This is a genomic window from Arthrobacter sp. NicSoilC5 (genome assembly GCF_019977395.1).
Classification (GTDB): Bacteria; Actinomycetota; Actinomycetes; order Actinomycetales; family Micrococcaceae; genus Arthrobacter.
In genome coordinates this window covers 546303-566839 of the sequence record NZ_AP024660.1, presented here as the reverse complement: position 1 = coordinate 566839, position 20537 = coordinate 546303, and the positions used below count along the sequence as shown (strand labels likewise).

The following is a 20537-nucleotide window of genomic DNA, read 5'->3' as shown; positions in this document are numbered from 1 at the left end:
TTACTGGTGCGCGGGGGCGGTGGGCCGTGTGGTCTGGCCCGGCGCCGAGCCGCTCGCGCCGGGGGCGGTCGCGCTGGAGCCCGGCGCTGTTCCGCTGGATCCAGGGGCGGTTGCGCCGGTGCCGGTGGCGATTCCGGATGTTCCGGGGGCGGCGGTCGGAGCCGGGGCAGGAGCAGCGGCGGGGGCAGCGGGCGCAGCGGGCACGACGGCGGCACCCTCCGCCGGAGGTACGGCAGTAACAGCAGAGACGGGCACCGGGACGGCCGCCGGCGACTGCTCAACAACGGGAACGGCGGGCCCGGTCAGGCCGGCCCGCGGATCGGCAGAGGGCGGGGTTGTTGGCGTTTCGCGGGGTCCGGCGGCGGCCGGCAGGGGAAGGAATGGTGCCGAGGATCCGGACCCGCCGATGAAGGCGGCCACTACGAGGATGACGTATGCCGCCACAAGCCCGACGACCCCGAGTCCGATCATCTTGACCCGCTGGAGCCGGCGGCCTGACGCGTCGACGAACACGGGTCCACGCGGGGAGATGGCGGGCGACTGACCGGATGTCTCTTCAGGGGCTTTCATCGAGCAATAACCTTAGGGGACCCCTTGTGGCTAGCACAAAAACCCGGCGGTGGTGTCCGGCAGCTGCAGTCCGGGACGCGGATCCGCCCCGGTGCCGTGCATAAGGCAGGCACTGCGGTTTCCGTTCCGGCGTGGTGACGCAGGGACATGCTTTGGCTAGGATCAAGGTTCTACGGTCAGTCATTTGACGGCCTGGCGCCCGCCGTGGACGGCATGGCGCCAGGTGAGCAGGGAGGCCACCATGGATGTCACCCAGTCCGCGCAATACCCGCTTGATCCCTTTCCGCAGTATGAACGCATGCGGGCAACGGCCCCCGTCTTCCAGGATGACCAGTCAGGGAGCTGGCATGTGTTCCGGTACGACGACGTCCAGCGGGTGTTGTCCGAACACGCCACCTTCTCGTCCCGCATGGGTGGTGATAATCCCTCCGGCACCGGCCAATTGTTCGCGTCCAGCCTGATCACCACCGATCCCCCGAGGCACCGGCAGTTACGCTCGCTGGTTACACAGGCGTTCACGCCCAAGGCTGTTGACGCGCTGGCTCCCCGCATCGCCGGACTCACGGACGAGCTCATGGCGGAGATCGCCGGCAAGGGAAGCGCAGACCTGATCAGGGAGCTGGCCTACCCGTTGCCGGTCATCGTCATCTCCGAGCTGATGGGCATCCCCAGCGAGGACCGCGAGCGCTTCAAGCACTGGTCCGACGTGATCGTCAGCCAGACGCGGACCCTCCCCGCCAGCGAAACGCAGGACTCCACCACGTCGGAGATGGTGGAGTACTTCCTTGCCTTGATCGACCAGCGCAGGAGCCGTCCCGGCACGGACCTCATCAGCAGCCTGCTGGCCGCGGAGATCGACGGCCAAAAACTGACGGTGCCCGAGCTGCTCGGGTTTTGTGCCCTGCTGCTGGTAGCCGGCAATGAGACCACCACCAATCTGATCGGCAACGCCGTTTTGTGCCTGGCGGAGTCGCCCGGCACCCTCGAGCGGCTCCTCAGCGAGCCGGCCTTGGTTCCCCAGGCGCTCGAGGAAGTGCTCCGCTTCCGGTCGCCGGTCCAGTCGATGTACCGGGTCGCGGTAGCGGACACCGTCGTGGGCGACCAACTGATTCCCGCCGGCGCTCCAATCGTCGCCTGGATCGGCTCGGCCAACCGTGACGGGCAGCAGTTCCAGCGGGCCGCCGAGTTCGATGTGGACCGCAACCCCAACCGGCACCTGGCGTTTGGCCATGGCATCCATTTTTGCCTTGGGGCACCGCTCGCCCGGCTCGAAGCAAGGATTGCACTGGAAGCGCTGCTGTCCCGCCTCCCTGGACTTTCCGTGGCTTCCGGAGCGCAACTGGAACGAATGGACAGCAGCATCGTTTACGGGCTGAAGGAACTTCCCGTCACCTGGCAACCTGCCTGACCGGCCCGGACGAATGATCCGGGGGAAAGCCGCGGGATGCATTCACCCGGCGGTGCCCGCTTTCGCAGCGTACGCGGTGGCCTGGGAGCTCACCTGGCGAATGTAGGCGTCGGACTGGTTGTAGGCGTAAATGGCAGCTGTCCACCCCTGCGCTGTGGTGAGATCACGGCCGCGGCCGCAAAGATACGTCGCCGCGCTGAGGGCGGCGTCATCGATGTTGAACGGGTCCGCCGCCCCGTCCCCATTCCCGTCCATGCCTGCGATCCGCCATGTGGAGGGAATGAACTGCATGGGTCCCACCGCATGGTCCCAGCCGGCGTCGCCATCCAAGGCGCCGCCGTCGGTGTCGGCTATGGCGGCGAATCCCGCGCCGTTGAGGCTGGGGCCCACGATCGGGCCGCTGGCCTGGCCGGCGGAGCTCAGGCTGCCGCCGCCGTACGTGCCGTGGGCTGATTCGACGAAGCCGACGGCGGCGAGCGTGTTCCAGCCGATGCCGCACGTCGGAGCTGATTCGTTGGCGGCAACGGCCGCATTGACGTAGGCGCGCAGGGCCCGTGCGGGGATTCCGGTGTGGGCGGCAGCCGTGCCAAGCCACTCGGCGTCGGGGCTTCGTGTGACGTTTACGGCGGTGGCGAGCCCATCGGGCCCTGGCTGAAGCTTGACTCCCGCTCGCGGGGGCAGGAGGGCGGCCGTACGGGCCCCGGCCCCGGGCTGGCCCAGCAGCCAGAACGAGAAAACTGCGCTGGCGCAGACTACGAACAGGCTAAGGGCCACAAAGCGTTTTACACGGAGCACTGACCAATCAAACCACCCCGTCCTCTCCCCCATCGGTACCATCAGGCATGGGCAGGAAGAATTACCTTATCGAGGGCGGCTCGGGCACGGGCAAGACCGCGGTCTGCAACGAATTGCGGCGGCGCGGCTACCACGCCATCAACGGCGACCGTGAACTTGCCTACCAGGGTGACCCGGAAACCGGTGAACCAGCAGGGGACGCCACCGGCGTCGCTGTGCACAGGCACCACATCTGGAGGGTCGCCGACGTCCGGGCCCAGGCAGCAGACCAGCGGGACGCGGTGACGTTCTTCTGCGGCGGGTCGAGGAACCTCGCCAAATTCATCGATCTGTTCGACGGCGTCTTCGTCCTCGAGGTGGACCTGGGCACGCTGAAGCGGCGCCTCGACCAGCGCCCGGCAGACGAATGGGGAGGGCAACCGGCGGAGCGGCAGCTGATCGAGCACCTGCACGAAACACGGGAAGAGATCCCGCCGGGCGGCATCGCGATTGACGCCACCGCGCCGCTGTCCCGGGTCGTGGACAACATCCTGCACCACGTGCAGGCAGCCCACCCTGCCTAGCCGTCCGAAGGCAGGGCACTGCTCTTCCTGGCCGACGGCGGGTCAGCGCACCACCGTGCGGTGTCCGGCATCCAGCCTCTTGGTCCAGCCCCGCGAATCCAGGTGTTCCAGCAGCGGAACCGCGATCCGGCGTGTTGTGCCCAGCGCCTGGCGGGCCTGGCTCGTGGTGAAGGGCTGGTCCAAACCGGCGAGGGTGCGCATGGCAAGCGCCGGGGCGGTGGGCAGCAGCACCACCCCGTCGCGCAGGCGCAGCAGGCGCCCGGTGCGTTCAGCGGCTGCGAGCTCGCGGGCACCCAGGCCGAGGGCCGCCAGCTCATCGGCTTCGGGGGCCCGGAACGCATCCGCACTCAGCCTGCCCTCCAGCGTGGCGATTGCCGGCTCGATGGGACCAAGGTTGCCCTGGCTGCCAGGGAGCCGGACGTGTCCGCCGTCCTGTTCCAGGCCGGCCCCGCGGATGACGTGGGAAAGCAGCTTCTCGTCGGGCATCGTGAGCAGGTCCCGCGCCGCACCCATGGAAAGGCCCGGGGCCAGGGCATCCCGCTCCTGCAGCGCCTGGACCGCGCTGCGCAGCTGATGCTGCCAGGCCTCCAGGACGGGAGCGTGCACCCACCAGTCGTCGATGACCCGTACACCGGCGGGTGCCTCCGCGTCATGCCCGGACACCAGCCCGAGCCGGCGGAGATGTTCCGCCTGCACAGCCCGGCGGGCTGCCACCTCTCCCAGTACGTCTCCGGCGGGGTCCATTCCTGCAAGGCGCTCCGCCCAGTGGGCGCCGTCGCCGCGCCGCCGCAAGGCCGGCGGGTCGGCATCGAGGATACGTGCGCCGCCCAGCACCGAGCGGCTTCCGGGATCGCGCAGCACCAGCCGGTCCCCCAGGACGAGGGGCAGGTGCCTGTCGAGGACCAGCCGGGCATGGTCGGCGCCGAAGGGGCGCAGCCGGGCGGGCACGGACGCCGTGCCAACGTGCACCATGAGTTGTTCCGGGACCTCGGTGTAGGCCACCCCGGTGGTGCGCTGGATTCCCACCACTGCAGTGGTGGGCCATGCGTCCGGGGTAACCAGCGCGTCACCGCGGCGGATATCGGTGGCGGCAACGTCGCGCAGGTTCAACGCCACCCGGCTGACCGGTTCCACCGACGTGTACGAGGTGTCCCGGCTTTGCAGGCCACGGACCACCACCGGCCGGGTATCGACGTGGCCGATCAGTTCCAGCCGGTCACCCTGGGCGAGCGTTCCTGCTGCCAGTGTCCCGGTCACCACCGTCCCGGAACCGGTGATGGTGAACGAACGGTCCACCCACAACCGGACCCGCCCATCCGTGGTGGGATGAGGCACGTTGGCCAGCACGCCGTCGAGCGCTGCACGCAGGTCAGCCAGGCCCGTGCCGTCGATGGCGGACACAGCGACTGCGGGCGCGTCCTGCAGGCCGGTCCCGGCCAGTTCCGTTCGGGTCCGCGCGAGCACCTCCGCAACCCGCTGCCCGGATGCCCGGTCCGCGCGGCTCAGCACCACGACGCCGTGTTCAATGCCCAGTGCAGCGACGGCGTCCCGGTGGTCGCTCGACTGTGCCTGCCAGCCTTCGTCGGCGGCCACCACAAAGCACACCACCGGCGCGGGTCCGATGCCGGCGAGCATGTTGCCCAGGAAGCGTTCGTGGCCCGGTACGTCGACGAACGCCACGTCCTGTCCGGACGGCAGCGTGGTCCAGGCATAGCCCAGGTCAATGGTCAGCCCGCGGCGCCGTTCTTCCTCCCAGCGGTCCGGCTCCATCCCGGTGAGGGCGCGGACCAGGGTGCTTTTACCGGAATCGACGTGCCCGGCTGTGGCAATGACGTGCACGGTTCAGCCCGCCCTGCCTGCATCCGCAACCTCAAGGGTTGCCAGGGCACGCCGCACCGCCTCGACAATCCGGCCGTCGTCCTTTTCGGGCACGCAGCGCAGATCGATCAGGCAGGAGCCGTCGTGGACGCGCGGCAGCACGGCCGGGTCGCCTGTCCGCAAGGGCCGCGCAAGTCCTTCGGGGAGCCGGAGTGCCCACCCAGGCAGGGGCACGCCGGGGGCGCCGCCGCCCCCTACCCTGCCGTCATGCGGGACCACGGGGACGCCGAGCTCCCGGGCGAGCCGGTCCGTACGGCCGCGTAATTGCCCGACGTCGGTGTGCAGCGCCTGCACGACGGGCGGCGTGCCGCCCGCAACCGTTGCTTCCAGGGCGGCGAGGGCAAGTTTGTCTGCCCTGACGGCGCGGGCGAGCGGATGGCGGGCCAGCCGGGTGATGACCTCCGTGCGGCCCAGCAGCAGCCCCGCCTGGGGGCCGCCCAGCAGTTTGTCGCCGCTGGCGATGACGACGTCGGCCCCGCTCGCCAAGGCGGAGGCAGCGTCGGGTTCATCCGGCAGGCACGGATCCGGGGCCAGCAGTCCGCTGCCCAGGTCGGCAACGAGGGGGACGCCGTTGGCCGCGGTCAGGCGGCCCAGCTCGTCCAGGGAAACAGCTGAGGTAAAACCGTCAACCCGGAAGTTGCTTGGATGGACCTTGAGGACGCACCCTGTGTCAGGACCGATGGCTCCTGCATAGTCATGCAGGTGCGTGCGGTTGGTGGTGCCCACCTCGCGAAGCCTGGCACCGGTCGATTCCATCAGGTCGGTCAGCCTGAATCCGGCACCAATTTCTACGAGTTCGCCACGGCTCACCACGACCTCCCGGCCAGCGGCGAAGGCTGTTGTAGCCAGCACCAAGGCCGCGGCCCCGTTGTTGACCACCAGCGCGTCTTCAGCGGCGGGGCAGGCAGCGAGAAGTGCCGCCCGGGCACCGGCGCCACGGCGGGAGCGGCTGCCGTCTGACAGGTCCAGCTCCACGTCGACGTAGCCGCTGGCCGCGACAAGAGCCTCCACCGCACCTTCAGAAAGGGGGGCGCGCCCAAGGTTGGTGTGGACGATGACGCCGGTGGCGTTCAGCACCGGGCGCAGGGAGGTTGCCGTACGCGCAGCGACGGCGGCCAGCAGGGCCGGTTCCACCTGGCCGGGGGGCAGCCCGCCGCGCCGTGCCTGCTCCTGGACGTCCCGGACAAGTTCGCGGATGACGCGCTCGTTCAGCCGGGTGCGGGCTTCGCGGACAGCAGGCAAGGCCAGCAGGTCATTTGTGCGGGGAATCAGGCGCCGGGGATCGACGTGGTCCACAGACCTCCTCATATCGCGGCATGCACTGCCGAAGTTGGCGGTGGCGGACGGGAATCGAACCCGCCAGGCCGAGATGCTCAGCCTCACCGGTTTTGAAGACCGGGGGGCCCACCAGGACCCGGACGCCACCGCGCCTCAATATAGCAGGGTTGCCTTGGAGGGTACGCTGGGCGGGTGAATGAGGCTCAGATGTCAGTCCAGCAGCTCGATGATGGTGCTACCGGCGCATTCCGGCTCACCGACTATGCCCACGGCGGCGGCTGTGCGTGCAAAATTCCTCCCGGCGAACTCGAAGATGCCGTCCGTGGCCTCATCGGCCAACCCGGTGCGGAGGTCCTGGTGGGCCTTGACAGCGGCGACGACGCTGCGGCGGTCCTGGTGCGCGAAGATCTTGCGGTCCTGACCACCGCTGACTTCTTCACCCCCGTAGTCAACGATGCATATGACTGGGGCCGCATTGCCGCCGCCAATGCCCTGTCGGACATCTATGCCATGGGCGGCCGGCCGGTCACTGCGATCAACCTGGTCGGCTGGCCCCGCGGCGTCCTGCCGATGGAATTGATGACTGAGGTCCTGCGTGGTGGCTTGAGCGTGGCATCCCAGGCGGGGTGCCCCGTGCTCGGCGGGCACTCCATTGATGACCCGGAGCCCAAGTACGGCATGGCCGTCACCGGCGTCGCCCATCCTGACCGCTTGCTGCGCAACGACGCCGCCCGGCCGGGGCTGCCCATTACGCTGACCAAGCCACTCGGCGTCGGTCTCCTGAACAACCGGCACAAGCAGACCGGTGAAGTGTTTGCCGAAGCCGTGGAGACGATGGCGGCGCTCAACCGCGACGCCTCCGAGGCGGCGGTGGCCGCCGGCGTCCGTGCGGCGACGGACGTGACCGGCTTCGGCCTGCTTGGACACCTCCACAAGATGGTCCGTGCCTCGGAAGTGGGCGCGGTGATCGACATGAATGCCGTTCCCCTTCTTGGCGGAGCCCGCGAGGCGCTCCGGGACGGCTTCGTTTCCGGCGGGACCCGGCGCAACCTCGACTGGGTGCGTCCGCACCTGGAGGCCGCACCGGGCATCACCGAGGACGATCTGCTGCTGCTGGCCGATGCGCAGACGTCCGGCGGCCTGCTGGTGGTCGGCGAGTTGCCGGGCCACCCCGTCATCGGTCACACCACTGTGGGACAGGGTATCCAGATCCGCTGAAACCGGGCAGCTGCCTCAGCTGCCGGTGGTGATTGCGTCGCCGGTAACGCCGGCGGCGCGGCGCGCTGCGAGCCGGTTCTTCTGCGGTTCGATGGTGTACCGCGGATCCCTGGCAGAGGCGAGGCCTGCCTCGAACACACCAAACCGGGTCAGGGCCGAGGCGGCCAGCAGTGCCAGACCCGACGCGGCGGCGACCATCCGGTTTCGTCCGCCCAGCAGTGTGCCCAGGCCTCCGGCGACCGCCAGCCGCTCGCTCCACTTCAGCATGGCGCCGGCTTTGCCCTGGTGCAGTGGTTCCGCGGCTACCGGGTCCATCCGGTGCTCCATCACCTTCATGGCCACCACATCCCCCAGGACGCCGAGCACGGCGAGGTTGCGCGCAGGACCCGTCTCGTGCACGGGCGTGGTGACCATCGCGAGCCCGGCAGACGCGAGGCAGGCCGAACTCACGAAAACGAAAGGCAGTTCCTCGTGGGCTGCGTTCCACGTCGGTGTGGCAGTGTCACCCAGCAGGACGGCCGTGTACGCCGCCAGCGGCCCGGCGAACACCGCAGCTTCGATGCCTGCCGGTCCTTCGACAGCGCGCAGGACCTTGCGCAACGGACCCAGGGGCAGCCGGTCTCCGCTCATCCGGTCGATTTCCGCCACGGCGGAGACGCCGGCGCCGGCGCTGAAGGCGCTGAGGATCCACGAGCCCACACTCATCGGGGAGGTGACCTTGAAAGTCCGCAGCATGTGCAGGAAACGCTCCGGCCGGCCAAGGTCCTTCACCAGGGCAACCGCACCCGCGCTCACCGCTGCCAGGGCACCCAGCCGGGCGTTCCGGCGCAGCACCGGGCGTCCGGTCAGTTGGCCGCCGGCGCCCAGGAGGGCCGAACCGGCTGCCACGCCACCCAGGAAGAGGTAGATCGCCACGTCATCGCCCCAGGGGGCGGGTTTCACGACGGAACGGCCGTAGTACGAGGTGAATTCCGGCTCCGGCACCATCGGCATTTCCCGGGAGCCGTCACCGTTGTCCCGGCGGCGGCCCGTCCCCCGCTTGCCGCCCTCCCGGCGACGGCGTGCGGGCTCTGTTGGCCGGAAACTGTCGAACTCGGAAAGTGTCACGCGCGTCCTCCCAGGAAAGCCAGCGCAGCGGCGGCGGCCATGCCTGCTACCGCCATGCCGGCCCGCCGGTACATCTTTGGCAGATCAGCTGTGGGTACGCGCGGGTCCGGCGGAAGTCCGTAGACCTCCGGTTCGTCCAGCAGCAGGAAGACGGATCCGGTTCCGCCGACGCCGTCGTTTTCGTTTGCCCCGTAAAGCCTCGCCTCAGTGAGGCCTTTGGCGTGCAGGTCGGCAACCCGTTCCCGGGCCGCCTCCACCATGTCGTCGTGGTCGCCGAACTTGATGGACGTCGTCGGGCAGGCCTTGGCGCAGGCGGGCGTCTCGTCCGCCACCAGACGGTCGTAGCAGAGGGTGCACTTCTGGGCGATGCCCACGTTGGGGACGGCGGGATGCCCGGCGTGCTGGTCTTCCCTGCTGGTGGCCACCTTGACCGTGCCGTTGCTGCGGCGCTCGATCACGCCGAAGGGGCACCCGGCCACGCACGTTCCGCAGCCGTTGCAGACGTCGTCCTGGACCACCACGGTGCCGAACTCGGTGCGGAACAGCGCTCCGGTGGGGCAGACGTCAAGGCAGCCGGCGTGGGTGCAATGCTTGCAGACGTCGGAGGACATCAGCCAGCGGAAGTCTGCTGTGTCAGGCGGCGTTGTGTCCGCCGCAGCCAGATCCGCCGGGGCGGACGCTGCGGGGGTGGGGGGACCGATGCGGGGCATGCCCAGGCTGACCAGGGCCCGGCCTGATTCCCGTGCCTCGACAATCCGGTCCTGGCCCTGCTCGATGAAGGCGACATGCCGCCAGGTGCTGGCGCCAAGGGATCCGGTGTTGTCGTAGGAGGATCCGAGCAGTTCGAGGTTGCCGTCCTGCGGGTTGTGGTTCCATTCCTTGCAGGCGACTTCGCAGGCCTTGCAGCCGATACATATCGAAGTGTCAGTGAAGAAGCCCTTGCGCGGATGGTTGTGTTCCCAGTGGGCATCGGCGGTGGGGTCGGTTGGTCCGGACAGCTGGCCCATCTAGTTCTCCAAGGTGGGATCGGTGCCCGGAACGCTGCCGCTGGGCAGCGTTCCGGGCCGGGCAAAGTAGGTGCGGGCCCCGCCGGGAATGACGACGGTCATTCCCCGCCGCCCTTGGCGTGGCTGCCAGGCCACATGGGATCAATGCCTTCCGCCGCGGGGTTGGTGACGGCGCGGTTGCTGGTCTCGATGGTCAGCCCGGCCCTCGCCTGGTATTCGGCAACAAGGGCAAGGAGGTCCTCCCCGCGCGGCCGGCGGCCTGGACGGATGTCGCAGGAGGCCACCTTGGATTCCTGGATCTGGACGTTGGGATCCAGGGTCACGCCCAGCAGGTCGTTGGCCGCGTCACCGCTGACCACAGCGTTGCTGCCGACGCCCCAGTGGTAGGGCAGCCCGATCTGGTGCACGGTGTGGCCGCCGACGGCCAGCGGCCTCATCCGGTCGGTCACCAGCACCTTTGCCTCAATGGCAGAGCGGGGCGAGATGATGGTGGCCCACCCATAGGGTTCCAGTCCGCGCTCAGCGGCCAGTTCGGGCGACACTTCGCAGAACATCTCCGGCTGCAGTTCAGAGAGGTACGGCAGCCAGCGGCTCATCCCGCCCGCAGTGTGGTGCTCCGTGAGCCGGTACGTGGTGAACACGAACGGATAGACATCCGCCCCCGGGGTACCGGCACTCGGTGCGCTCAGGTTGTCCAACCGGGCATACCTCAGTCGTGCCGGACTCTGCTGCTGCGGATACAGCCCGTTGGCCACCGGTGATTCCTGGGCCTCGTAGTGAGTCGGCAGCGGGCCGTCCACGAGCCCCTTGGGCGCGAACAGCCAGCCCTTGCCGTCGGACTGCATGATGAACGGATCGTCCCCGCTGAGCGCGGCCGGGCCGCCCACCGAGGGGTCGGGTTTGCTGCCGGGTGCGAGGGTCGGCGGGAAGTCGGGGACGTCGTCGCCCACCCACTTCCCCTGCTCCGCGTCCCACCAAACGTATTTCTTGCGTTCGCTCCACGGCTTACCGGCCGGATCGGCGGAGGCCCGGTTGTACAGGATCCGTCGGTTGGCCGGCCACGCCCAGCCCCATTCCGGCGCTGCCGGGCCTTGCTCCTGGCCCGGTTTCCGGTTGGCAGCGTGGTTGATCCCCTCAGCGTAGACGCCGGTGTAGATCCAGCAGCCCGCCGTCGTAGAGCCGTCGGCGCGGAGTTCGGTGTAGGCGGAGAGCGGCTTGCCGGCATCCGGACCGGTCAGGTGGCGGCCGTTGATCTCGGCAAGCACCGACTCGGGGTCCGGATCGCCGTGGTCGTCCGTGGGGTAATCCCACGTCAGGTCCAGCAGCGGCCGGTCCCTTTCGTCCTGGGAATCGGCGAGCTTCTCCCGGATCCGGTGCCCCAGTTCATAGAAGAACTGGAGTTCGCTCTGGCACTCCCCCGGCGGGGCCACCGCCTGGTGGCGCCACTGCAGCAGCCGCTGGGTCTGGGTGAAGGATCCGGCCTTCTCCACGTGGGTCGCCGCCGGCAGGAAGAAGACTTCGGTCTCGATATCCTCGGTGCGGAGTTCCCCGGACTCGATTTCCGGGCCGTCCTTCCACCACGTCGCGGACTCGATCATGTTCAGGTCCCGGACCACGAGCCACTTCAGGTGGGACATTCCGAGCCGCTGCATCCGCCCATGGGCCGAGCCGACCGCCGGGTTCTGGCCGAGCAGGAAGTAGCCTTCCACCTCGTCGCGGAGCATACTCATCACGGTCTCATAGGTCCCGTGCGCACCGGTCAGCCGCGGCAGGTAGTCGTAGGCCCAGTCGTTGTCCGCCGTCGCAGCGTCACCCCACCACGCCTTCAGCAAGCTGATGGTGTACGCGTCGGCGTCGGCCCAGAATCCCTTTTGGTTCTTCGAGGCGTTGGCCGCCAGGTACTCCTCCAGAGTGTCGTGGCGGCCGGCACTGGGCATGGGCAGGTAGCCGGGGAGCAGGTTGAACAGCGTGGGAATGTCGGTGGAGCCCTGGATGCTCGCATGGCCCCGGAGGGCCATGATCCCGCCGCCAGGGCGCCCCACGTTCCCCAGCAGCAGCTGCAGGATGGCGGCGGCCCGGATGAACTGGGCACCCAGAGAGTGCTGGGTCCAGCCCACGGCGTACGCGAAGCAGGTGGTCCGGTCGCGGCCGGAGTTCTCCGTGATGGTCTTCGCCAGGTAGGCGAAGTCGGCTTCGCTGATGCCGCACATGTCGCGCACCATTTCCGGGGTGTAGCGGGCGTAGTGCCGCTTCACGATCTGGAAGACGGTCCTGGGGTTCTGGAGCGTGTCATCCCGCAGCACCTCCGCGTGTTCGAGGGGCGGACCACCGCTGCCGTAGGCATCGCCGGAGGCCCGGGCGCCGGCTTCGGCGCCGTGCTCGGGACCGGCCGGTTCGTCGATGGAGCCGTCCTCGCCTTCGTCGTAGGCCCATGACGAGTTGTCGTAGGCACCCTTTTCCGGGTCGAATCCGGAGAAGAGGCCGCCCAGGTCCTCGGCGTCCCGGTAGTCCTCGTGGACCAGGGTGGCCGCGTTGGTGTACGCGGTCACGTACTCCTTGAACCACAGGTCATTGGCGATGACGTAGTTGATGAGCGCGCCCAGCAGCACGACGTCAGAACCCGCCCTGATGGGGATGTGCTTATCCGACACTGCCGAGGTCCGCGTGAACCGGGGGTCGATATGGATGACCTTCGCTCCGCGGGCCTTAGCCTCCGCCACCCACTGGTACCCCACGGGATGGCATTCGGCCATGTTGGAACCCTGGATGACGATGCAGTCGGCGTTGGCCATGTCCTGCAGTGATTGCGTAGCACCACCGCGTCCAAACGAGGCTCCCAAACTGGGAACCGTTGCGGAGTGTCAAATACGCGCCTGGTTCTCGGTCTGCACCGCCCCGGCAGCTGTAAAGAGCTTTTTGATCAGGTAGTTTTCTTCGTTGTCCAGGGTTGCGCCGCCCAGGGAGGCGATGCCCATGGTGCGGCGCAGCAGCCGGCCTTGGTCGTCTTCCTGCTGCCAGGTCCTGCGGCGGGTTTCGATGAAGCGGTCCGCCACCATCTCAACGGCCGTGGCCAGGTCCAGGTGCTGCCACTCAGTGGAACGCGGCGCACGGTAAAGCACTTTGGTCTGGCGGCCCGGTGAGTTGACCAGCTGCTCGCTCGCAGAGCCCTTTGGGCACAGGCGGCCGCGTGAAATGGGTGAGTCCGGATCGCCCTCGATCTGGACCACTTTCTCGTCCTTGACGTAGACACGCTGCCCACAACCGACGGCACAGTAAGGACACACGCTCTGCACGACGCGGTCGGCGGTGGCAGTCCGGGGGGCTATTGCTTTTGTCTTGGCCGACGTCACTGCCGGCCCACGGCCCAAGAGGTCGCCCGTGCTTAGCTGACGGACGACCGGCCATTGAAGAAAACTTCGCGGTGCCATTTCTGGAGCATATCCCAGACGGCGGCGGGAGCAACAGGAAAAGGTTGGGCGTGTCCCACGGCAACGTCCGGCCCGGGCCGGGTGGCTACAGGAGCCCCTGCACGGGCCCGGGGTGGGACACCGGGGGCCGGGCTTCGCAGACTTGCTTACCGCTCGATGCTGACGCTGAGATCCAGGTGGATGTCCTCACGGGCGAGACGGTCCTGGAGGTACTGAGCGAGGCTCGCGTCGGTTGCGGTGTGGGCGCCTTTCGGGACGGCACCGCGGAAGACAGCCTGGGTATTCGTCGACCTGAGTACGTCCAGGGGCGTTGACCGGAGATGACCGTCGGTCAAGCGTTCGATGTCGGTGCGGAAGGTGCGTCGGTGGTCATGCTGCGCGGAGGCGTGCATGGTGAACGGAATGAAGGCTACGGGCAAGGGGGTCCTTTCGAGCGAGGCAGCCGGCGGTGGGGGCCTCACCGGTAACAAGGCAAAAGCAGGCCGTGGTATTCCCGTCCGGGCCCGAAGGAGGCGGACGTCACGGAGGGCCTTGCCCGCCGCGGTCGCGTGGCGGAAGCGTGTTGACCCTGGCTCTGCCCATACCGTAGGAATTGAGCGTCGCTCCGCTGCACCGCGGAACGCACGAACGATCAGCAGGCAAAGCGAGGAACACGGTGGAACAGCCTCACATAGTCAAGGAGGGCGCCGCGGCATTCCCATGCAGTTCAGGCCCGGGCAGTTCGCAGGCACCACTTACAGTGGACCAACTGCTGCTCGAGAGCCGCGCCGGGCTTGAGCGGGTGCACCCGTCGGATCTTGAGCGGGAGATGGCAGCGGGCGCACTGGTCGTTGACACCCGGCCCGTCGACCAGCGGGACCGCGACGGCGATCTTCCGGGCGCAGTGGTTATCGACCGAAACGTTCTGGAGTGGCGGCTTGACCCTTCCAGCCCCCACCGGATCCCCACCGCCGGCGACCCGGCCCGGCGGATAGTGGTGGTCTGCAATGAGGGCTACAGCTCCAGCCTCGCTGCACATACACTGCAGCGTCTGGGGTTGAGCCGCGCGACTGACCTCATCGGTGGCTTCCAGGCCTGGGCTGCCCTGCGCGCTGATTCCTGAAATTTCTTCGGCGCAGGGCCACCGCGAGGACGATGAAGGGTCAGCGGGCAGACCAGCTCCGGCTCCACGTCCCCAGCCGCCCTGGTGGGGCATCCCGCAGTCACCTGAGGATGACCCACCCGGGCCGCCTTGCAGATATGGCGCAATCTGGACCCCTATGGCTGCTAATGAAGCCGGGACCGGCCAGTTCAGCTAGGCATCGATCACCAGGTCCGTCTGGGCGGTGGAACAGCAGGGCAAGAACTTGCCTGCATCGATTTCCCGCTTCCGAATCCCGCCCTGGTGGTTCATTTCGACCTCACCCGAAAGTTTGACTACCTTGCAGGAGCCGCACATTCCTTCCTTGCAGTTGGCACCGATCCGCACGCCCGCGCGCTGGGCGGCACCGAGGATGTGTTCTTCGGGGTCGATCCGCACATTGATGCCGGTGCGCATGAAGGAGAGGGTGAGGCTTCCCGTTCCCACGGTGTCAAAGCTTGACGCATCAGGGGACGGGGCTGCGGAATCCGCCTCCGAACCGCCCTTGGCGGCTTCGGTCGAGGGTGCCTCCGGTTCGACAACCTCCAGCGGCAGCCCTGATGCCTCCAAGGTACCGTCAGCGTCATAGCCGGGTTCGTATAGCCCGAACGCGGCGGGCTGGCTTTCGTAGTAGTCCTCTGCCGAATCTGCGATTTCCTCGGCAATTTCCTCCGCGATGTCCGATGCCAGCGCGATCTCTGCCTGGTATTCAAGGAGGGTTTTGCGATCTCCGGAGAAGAACTCCATGTAGATCGAGGTGTCGTCGACGCCGACCTTCTTGAGCAGTTCAGTAGCGGTGTTCAGGTAACCCTCGGGGCCGCAGGCGTAGACCTGCCGGCCGTTGGCGTCGGGGGCCACCTCCTCGATCATTGCCGAGCTCAGCCGTCCGCTGAAGCCCTCCCACTCCTCAGGCCTGCCGCGGTCGCCCAGCGCGTAAAAGACCTTGACGCGCGAGTCAACGGAAGCGATGTAGGCCAGCTCCCGGTCGAATGCGAAGCCGCCGGCTTCCGCACCGTGGTAGAGCACCACGACGTTGGCGGTCCCGGGCAGCGAGTGGATGGTCCGCAGCATCGACATGATGGGGGTGATGCCCGCGCCCGCGGCCAGGAAAAGGTAGCGTGCGCGCCGGTCGGCATCGGGCAGGTGGAAGGCCCCCACGGGTCCCAGCATGTCCAGGACGGTGCCGGGCCTGACATTGTCGTGCACCCACGGCGACACCAGTCCGCCCGGGTCGCGCTTGACGGTGACGCTGAAGGTCCACGGTTCCGTGGGCGAACTGGACAGCGAGTAGCTGCGGTCCACGGGCTCGTGCTCCTCACCGTTCACCGGGAAGGCAATGTTGACGTACTGGCCCGCGCGGAATGCCAGGGGCGCACCGTCGCACCGGCGGAACACGAACGTCATCATGCCGCCGGCCTCGGGGATGGTTTCGACGCATTCCGCCATGAACTCCTGCGGATGCCAGGGACCCAGAACGCGGGCCGCGCGGGCCGGGGCCTCGGCGCTGCCCATGACCCTGTTCCACGGCATTTCCAGGCCGCGGATGCGCTGAGGCTCCTGGATTACCGTCTCGGTGAGGAGTTCCGTCATGCCAGGTGCTCCTGCACACGCTGTACGTACCAGTTGATGAATGCCTCTACCTGGTATTCGCTCTTCATGTAGGGGCCGGGCTGGTAGGCGGGGCTGCCGGCACCCTGCTGGCAGAGCTCAACGAACGCCTTGTCCTGCAGGTTTGTTTGCTTCCAGGTGTAGGTGAGCTTGTCCAGGTCGTAATCGACGCCTTCTTCGGCGTCGTCCGCTACCAGCCAGGTGGTGCGTACCAGTGATTGGTGCTCGTTGATGGGGAAAACGCCGAACGTGATGACGTGGTCGCCCAGGAAGTGGAACCAGCTGTTGGGCTGCAGGTGCATCGAGCAGCGGCCCAGGCGGAAGTCCGGCAGGTCGCCGAGCAGCTTCTTGGAGAGCCTGCGGCCGTCGGCCGAGAACGATTCGCCTTCCCCATCCAGGGATTCGCGGGATATGCGGATACCGGCAATGCGGGTATCGAGTTCTTCAACCACCCCGTAGGGCAGGCCGTAGCGGCGGCACCGCTCCTCGAGGGAGGACTGGGCTTCCTTGTTGCGGTCCCAGACCTCTTCGAGGTGGGCCGGGATCAGGCCCTCGGTCAGGCCCCACGTGGGAAAGAGCGAGCAGGCCAGTTCCGGGTGTCCGTCGCAGTGGTAGCACTCACGGTTGTTCTCCATGACGAGCTTCCAGTTGCCCTCTTCGATGATGTTCTGCTGGTAGGCAATTTTCGTCTTCGACAGGTCGTGGGGTGCGAGGTAAGGCTCAAAGATTTTTGAGGTTTCATCGAAGTCTGTGGGCGGCTCGTCAGCGATGCAGACGAAGATGAGTCCGGCCACCTCGCGGCTGTGGGCCCGCTTGAGGGCGAAGCAGTTCTTGTCAAACTTGGCCTCGCCGGGAGCGGAAGCGTGGATCAGGTTGCCCTCAGGGGAGTAGGTCCAGGAGTGGTAGCCGCAGACCAGGTTGCCGGTGGACCCGGTGGCTTCGGTAAGGACGCGGGCCCCGCGGTGCCGGCACACGTTGTGCAGGACGTTGACGCCGCCGTCGTCGTTGCGCAGCACGATCAGGGAGTAGGGGCCGTAGTCGACCGTGATGTAATCGCCTGGCTCGGGCAGCTCGGCAACGCTGCCGGCGAAGATCCAGTGCTGGCCAAAGATGGCTTCCATGTCGATTTTGAAAATCGTGGGGTCTGTGTAGAAAGGGGCGTCGAGTGAATATCCCGTGCGGCGGAACGCAAACAATTCGGTGATCTCCGCCAGCTGCTCTGCAGGCAAGGATGAAGCGAGTTTTCCGCGTGCGTTGAGGGGCTGGTGCACTGGAGCAGTCATGGTTTTTCTCCCGAGAAGCGTGGGTCAGTGTGCTGGTTTGCGAAGACGAGGGTTGCGTTTCCGCAGCCCGTTGCCAAAAGTCGTTGTAGTCACATTAGGGCTGCCGGGTCTGCAACAAAAGCGCAAGAATCAGCGGATAACCGTGCACAATATATGCATGATCGATCCAAGGCTCATAACGCTTCGAGTATTCGCCAGATGCGGCACCGTCAGCGGAACCGCGGAGCTTACGGGGTACTCTCCTTCCGCAGTCTCAGCGCAACTGCGTGAGCTCCAGCGGGTACTCGGTCTGCAGCTGCTGACGAAGGACGGTCGGGGTGTCCGGCTGACCGCCACGGGCCGCTTCATCGTGGCGGGTTCGGACACCCTCATCGCGGATTGGGAGAGCCTGCGCGCGGCGGCAATGGAGGCCGGCGACCAAGTGCAGTCGCGTTTCGGCCTCGGTGGATTTTCTACGGCTGCCGCCCAGTTGCTGGCCCCTTTGGCCGCCACCCTCCGCTCCACGCGCCCCCAGCTGGAGGTGCAGGTACTCGAGGCCAATCCGGCCCGCTGCTTCGATTTGCTGGTGGCCGAGCGGATCGATCTTGCTGTCATCGTCGCGATGCAGTCCAACACCTATAGTGACGATGATTTGCGCTTCGAGCAGACTGTTTTGCTTGACGACCCCCTTGACGTGATCATTCCGTCCGACCATCCGTTGGCATCGCGGGAAACTGTGACGCTTGAAGAGCTGGCCTCGGAACCCTGGATCACCGAAGCTGCCGGTTCCACGTACCACGCCCTTTTCACCGCTGCGTTCACCGCAGTGGGGGTGACCCCGCGGATTGCCCACGAGGCTGTGGAGTGGGAGACTCAGATCGCCTTCGTCGGTGCGGGGCTGGGCGTGGGCCTGCTGCCACGACTGGCGCCTCTCCATAGCGCAGAAAACGTCGTGCGGCTGCGCATAACCGGCAAAGGGCGGCCCGTCCGGCGGATTGTAGCTGTCGCTCGCCGGGGGAGCATCGGATCCCCCCTGATCCAGGAGTCACTCAGCATCCTGCAGACCAACGCCAAGCGGATCCTCGCCGCCCGCCCGGAAGACGACCTGTGACGCCGCACTGCTGAACGGAAAGACTCGACGCCGGCTGGTGGAGGATGGCGCAGCAAAGGCATTAAAACCCTGTTGACCTGCTGTAATACCCCATATACGCTAAACCCAGCCTTGGTATATCAGTCGACGTAGTCCATATATATCTCCCAAGGGGTGGTGATTGCGAGCACCCCCGCTCCGCCTTCCCCTGCGACCCGCGGCCATCCCCGGGAAAGCACTGTTCTCCATCGCAGACCCGCCCAACATGGAGTTCACCGTCCATGACCGGATATCCCGGGCTTCCACACGCTCCGCAACACCTACCGATAAGGAAGTGGCCATGTCAGGAAACAGAGCAGTTGCCTACAAGGAACCCGGCGTCGTCGAAATCATCGACACGGACTATCCGACGTTCGAACTCAAGGACGGCCCGGGCGTCAACCCGGCCAACGTTGGCCGCAAGGTACCCCATGGCGCGATCCTCCGCACGGTGACCACCAACATTTGCGGCTCGGACCAGCACATGGTCCGGGGGCGCACCACCGCTCCGCAGAACCTGGTCCTTGGCCACGAAATCACCGGCGAGGTGGTGGAGGTGGGGCCCGACGTCGAATTCATCAAAGTGGGCGACATTGTCTCCGTGCCGTTCAATATCTCCTGCGGCCGCTGCCGAAACTGCAAGGAGCGAAAAACTGGCATCTGCCTGAACGTCAACCCGGACCGCCCGGGCAGCGCCTACGGCTACGTCGACATGGGAGGCTGGGTGGGCGGACAGGCCGAGTATGTACTGGTCCCGTACGCCGACTGGAACCTGCTGCGCTTCCCGGACCGGGACCAGGCCCTGGAAAAGATCCTGGACCTGACCATGCTCTCGGACATCTTCCCCACGGGCTTCCACGGGGCCGTGACCGCCGGCGTCGGTGTTGGCTCCACCGTTTACGTGGCAGGCGCCGGACCGGTGGGCCTTGCTGCGGCCGTGGGCGCGCAGTTGCTTGGCGCCGCCGTCGTGATTGTGGGCGACATGAATGAAGACCGCCTGGCGCAGGCGAGGTCGTTCGGCTGCGAAACCGTCAACGTGACGAAGGGCGACCCGAAGGACCAGATTGAACAGATCCTGGGAGTTCCCGAGGTGGACTGTGGCGTGGACGCCGTCGGCTTCGAAGCCCGCGGCCACGGAAAGGATGCCTCCCACGAGGCGCCTGCCACGGTCCTGAATTCCCTTATGGACATCACGGCCGCCGGCGGTGCCCTTGGCATTCCCGGCCTCTACGTCACCGGAGATCCCGGTGGAATTGATGAAGCAGCCAAGCACGGCTCCCTCTCGCTCTCCCTGGGCACTGGTTGGGCGAAGTCCTTGTCCTTCACGACAGGCCAATGCCCGGTGATGAAGTACAACCGTCAACTGATGATGGCCATCCTGCATGACAAGGTCCAGATCGCAAAGGCCGTCAACGCCAAGGCCATCCCGCTCGAAGATGCTCCGCGCGGCTACGCCGAATTTGACGCTGGAGCCGCAACAAAGTTCGTGCTGAACCCCAACGGCTATGTGAAGGCGTAGGAGGAGACGAGGGAAGCCGGGGGTCCGGGGCACTCCGCCACTGCGCGGCTGTCCTGCGGCCTCCGGCACCCGCAACATTCCCGGTAAGACCCGCCGGCGCTGGAAGTTCGTCTCACTGCATTTAACGGCGTCGGACCTTATGGTCCTACTTCCTGCCGGCCTTCAGGTCGCTTAAAACCTTCGCGATCCGGCGTGACCGCGTGTCGGCGGTCTTGGACCCGGCAATCGGTTCCACGTAGCGGCGCTGGCTGCTGTAGCTCAGGGCCTGGTAGAAAGCTTTCGCCTCGGGGTCGGCATCCAAGGCGGCAGCAAGGTCCGGCGGAACGTCGACGCTCCGCGGCTGGGTGTCCAGCTCCAGGTCCACCTCCACGACGTCCCCGGCAGAGGTACCGGTAAGCTCCCGGTTGGCGGCGCTGAGCCCGATCATGTTGAGCCCGCCCATCACGGCGACGGTACTGCGGTAACTCTTTCCGTTTACAGTCACGACCACGGGCGGCCGCTTTCCTGCATCAAGCGCCCGAACAATGTCCTCGGGAACCTCGATGCCCACCTTGTTTCCGCTCCCCCGGAGGGTGGTGCTGAATTTCATCTCCAAAGTATGCACCCTCCCGGAAGCCCTTGCCTCACCTGCCTGATCAGCGGAAACT

At 66.9% G+C, this 20537-nt stretch carries 17 protein-coding genes and 1 tRNA gene; 6 read left to right on the top strand and 12 right to left on the bottom strand.

Features of this window, described 5'->3' with window-relative positions:
• A complete protein-coding gene (locus LDO22_RS02560) occupies nucleotides 1-570 on the bottom strand; it encodes a hypothetical protein (protein WP_224026000.1) in 570 nt (189 codons plus the stop codon).
• A 241-nt stretch (nucleotides 571-811) separates the two neighbouring features.
• Here LDO22_RS02560 and LDO22_RS02555 point away from each other — a divergent pair, with 241 nt between their 5' ends.
• A complete protein-coding gene (locus LDO22_RS02555) occupies nucleotides 812-1978 on the top strand; it encodes a cytochrome P450 (RefSeq protein WP_224025999.1) in 1167 nt (388 codons plus the stop codon).
• Between the two features lie 42 nt (nucleotides 1979-2020).
• Here LDO22_RS02555 and LDO22_RS02550 read toward each other — a convergent pair whose 3' ends face one another.
• Nucleotides 2021-2773, bottom strand: a complete 753-nt coding sequence (locus LDO22_RS02550; protein WP_224025998.1) for a lytic transglycosylase domain-containing protein — start codon at nucleotides 2771-2773, stop codon at nucleotides 2021-2023.
• Nucleotides 2774-2820: 47 nt separating this feature from the next.
• Here LDO22_RS02550 and LDO22_RS02545 point away from each other — a divergent pair, with 47 nt between their 5' ends.
• Nucleotides 2821-3336 carry a nucleoside kinase gene (locus LDO22_RS02545; protein WP_159634504.1) on the top strand — a complete coding sequence of 172 codons (516 nt, stop codon included), beginning with the start codon at nucleotides 2821-2823 and terminating at the stop codon, nucleotides 3334-3336.
• Nucleotides 3337-3378: 42 nt separating this feature from the next.
• Here the strand turns inward: LDO22_RS02545 and selB are convergent, their stop codons facing one another.
• The 3 genes from selB to LDO22_RS02530 form a co-directional block, all read right to left on the bottom strand.
• The gene (gene selB, locus LDO22_RS02540) at nucleotides 3379-5175 is read right to left on the bottom strand and encodes a selenocysteine-specific translation elongation factor (RefSeq protein ID WP_224025997.1); all 1797 of its coding nucleotides are present in this window, start codon (nucleotides 5173-5175) and stop codon (nucleotides 3379-3381) included.
• Between the two features lie 3 nt (nucleotides 5176-5178).
• On the bottom strand, nucleotides 5179-6510 hold the full coding sequence (gene selA / locus LDO22_RS02535; protein ID WP_224025996.1) for an L-seryl-tRNA(Sec) selenium transferase: 1332 nt from the start codon (nucleotides 6508-6510) through the stop codon (nucleotides 5179-5181).
• Between the two features lie 35 nt (nucleotides 6511-6545).
• Nucleotides 6546-6640 (bottom strand) — tRNA-Sec (locus LDO22_RS02530).
• A 59-nt stretch (nucleotides 6641-6699) separates the two neighbouring features.
• Here LDO22_RS02530 and selD point away from each other — a divergent pair.
• The gene (gene selD / locus LDO22_RS02525) at nucleotides 6700-7710 is read left to right on the top strand and encodes a selenide, water dikinase SelD (protein ID WP_224025995.1); all 1011 of its coding nucleotides are present in this window, start codon (nucleotides 6700-6702) and stop codon (nucleotides 7708-7710) included.
• Between the two features lie 15 nt (nucleotides 7711-7725).
• Here the strand turns inward: selD and nrfD are convergent, their stop codons facing one another.
• The 4 genes from nrfD to LDO22_RS02505 all read right to left on the bottom strand — a co-directional run bounded on the left by nrfD (nucleotide 7726) and on the right by LDO22_RS02505 (nucleotide 13671).
• Nucleotides 7726-8817: an NrfD/PsrC family molybdoenzyme membrane anchor subunit gene (nrfD, locus tag LDO22_RS02520; protein ID WP_224025994.1), complete on the bottom strand. Its 1092-nt coding sequence runs from the start codon at nucleotides 8815-8817 to the stop codon at nucleotides 7726-7728.
• Nucleotides 8814-9824 (bottom strand): 4Fe-4S dicluster domain-containing protein, encoded by a 1011-nt coding sequence (locus LDO22_RS02515; protein ID WP_224025993.1) that lies wholly within the window; start codon nucleotides 9822-9824, stop codon nucleotides 8814-8816. The genes nrfD and LDO22_RS02515 overlap by 4 nt, the downstream gene beginning before the upstream one ends.
• 98 nt (nucleotides 9825-9922) lie before the next feature.
• The gene (gene fdh / locus LDO22_RS02510; RefSeq protein ID WP_224025992.1) at nucleotides 9923-13252 is read right to left on the bottom strand and encodes a formate dehydrogenase; all 3330 of its coding nucleotides are present in this window, start codon (nucleotides 13250-13252) and stop codon (nucleotides 9923-9925) included.
• A 146-nt stretch (nucleotides 13253-13398) separates the two neighbouring features.
• On the bottom strand, nucleotides 13399-13671 hold the full coding sequence (locus LDO22_RS02505) for a hypothetical protein (protein WP_224025991.1): 273 nt from the start codon (nucleotides 13669-13671) through the stop codon (nucleotides 13399-13401).
• Nucleotides 13672-13991: 320 nt separating this feature from the next.
• Here LDO22_RS02505 and LDO22_RS02500 point away from each other — a divergent pair, with 320 nt between their 5' ends.
• Nucleotides 13992-14354 (top strand): rhodanese-like domain-containing protein, encoded by a 363-nt coding sequence (locus LDO22_RS02500; RefSeq protein ID WP_224025990.1) that lies wholly within the window; start codon nucleotides 13992-13994, stop codon nucleotides 14352-14354.
• A gap of 192 nt (nucleotides 14355-14546) precedes the next feature.
• Here the strand turns inward: LDO22_RS02500 and LDO22_RS02495 are convergent, their stop codons facing one another.
• Together LDO22_RS02495 and LDO22_RS02490 are read right to left on the bottom strand one after the other, a co-directional pair.
• Nucleotides 14547-15962, bottom strand: a complete 1416-nt coding sequence (locus LDO22_RS02495) for a ferredoxin reductase (RefSeq protein ID WP_224025989.1) — start codon at nucleotides 15960-15962, stop codon at nucleotides 14547-14549.
• Complete coding sequence (locus tag LDO22_RS02490) at nucleotides 15959-17263, bottom strand: aromatic ring-hydroxylating dioxygenase subunit alpha (RefSeq protein ID WP_224025988.1); 1305 nt, start codon at nucleotides 17261-17263, stop codon at nucleotides 15959-15961. Before LDO22_RS02490 ends, LDO22_RS02495 begins: the two co-directional genes overlap by 4 nt.
• Nucleotides 17264-17420: 157 nt before the next feature.
• Between LDO22_RS02490 and LDO22_RS02485 the strand changes: the two genes are divergently transcribed.
• Both LDO22_RS02485 and fdhA read left to right on the top strand, forming a co-directional pair.
• Nucleotides 17421-18353 (top strand): LysR family transcriptional regulator, encoded by a 933-nt coding sequence (locus LDO22_RS02485; RefSeq protein ID WP_159634531.1) that lies wholly within the window; start codon nucleotides 17421-17423, stop codon nucleotides 18351-18353.
• Nucleotides 18354-18672: 319 nt separating this feature from the next.
• Nucleotides 18673-19890 (top strand): formaldehyde dehydrogenase, glutathione-independent, encoded by a 1218-nt coding sequence (gene fdhA / locus LDO22_RS02480; RefSeq protein WP_159634534.1) that lies wholly within the window; start codon nucleotides 18673-18675, stop codon nucleotides 19888-19890.
• 145 nt (nucleotides 19891-20035) lie between these two features.
• On the opposite strand, the gene LDO22_RS02475 is transcribed toward fdhA, so the two are convergent.
• Entirely contained in the window at nucleotides 20036-20479 is a 444-nt protein-coding gene (locus tag LDO22_RS02475) for a YdeI/OmpD-associated family protein (protein ID WP_224025987.1), read from the bottom strand.
• Nucleotides 20480-20537: the final 58 nt, after the last annotated feature.

Excerpts from the sequence above, each read along its gene's own strand:
- fdhA (WP_159634534.1), top strand. The coding sequence starts at position 18,673 with ATGTCAGGAAACAGAGCAGTTGCCTACAAGGAACCCGGCGTCGTCGAA.
- LDO22_RS02545 (WP_159634504.1), top strand. The coding sequence starts at position 2,821 with ATGGGCAGGAAGAATTACCTTATCGAGGGCGGCTCGGGCACGGGCAAG.
- LDO22_RS02490 (WP_224025988.1), bottom strand. The coding sequence starts at position 17,263 with ATGACTGCTCCAGTGCACCAGCCCCTCAACGCACGCGGAAAACTCGCT.
- LDO22_RS02560 (WP_224026000.1), bottom strand. The coding sequence starts at position 570 with ATGAAAGCCCCTGAAGAGACATCCGGTCAGTCGCCCGCCATCTCCCCG.
- LDO22_RS02495 (WP_224025989.1), bottom strand. The coding sequence starts at position 15,962 with ATGACGGAACTCCTCACCGAGACGGTAATCCAGGAGCCTCAGCGCATC.
- LDO22_RS02485 (WP_159634531.1), top strand. The coding sequence starts at position 17,421 with ATGATCGATCCAAGGCTCATAACGCTTCGAGTATTCGCCAGATGCGGC.
- LDO22_RS02475 (WP_224025987.1), bottom strand. The coding sequence starts at position 20,479 with ATGAAATTCAGCACCACCCTCCGGGGGAGCGGAAACAAGGTGGGCATC.
- LDO22_RS02555 (WP_224025999.1), top strand. The coding sequence starts at position 812 with ATGGATGTCACCCAGTCCGCGCAATACCCGCTTGATCCCTTTCCGCAG.
- selD (WP_224025995.1), top strand. The coding sequence starts at position 6,700 with ATGTCAGTCCAGCAGCTCGATGATGGTGCTACCGGCGCATTCCGGCTC.
- LDO22_RS02515 (WP_224025993.1), bottom strand. The coding sequence starts at position 9,824 with ATGGGCCAGCTGTCCGGACCAACCGACCCCACCGCCGATGCCCACTGG.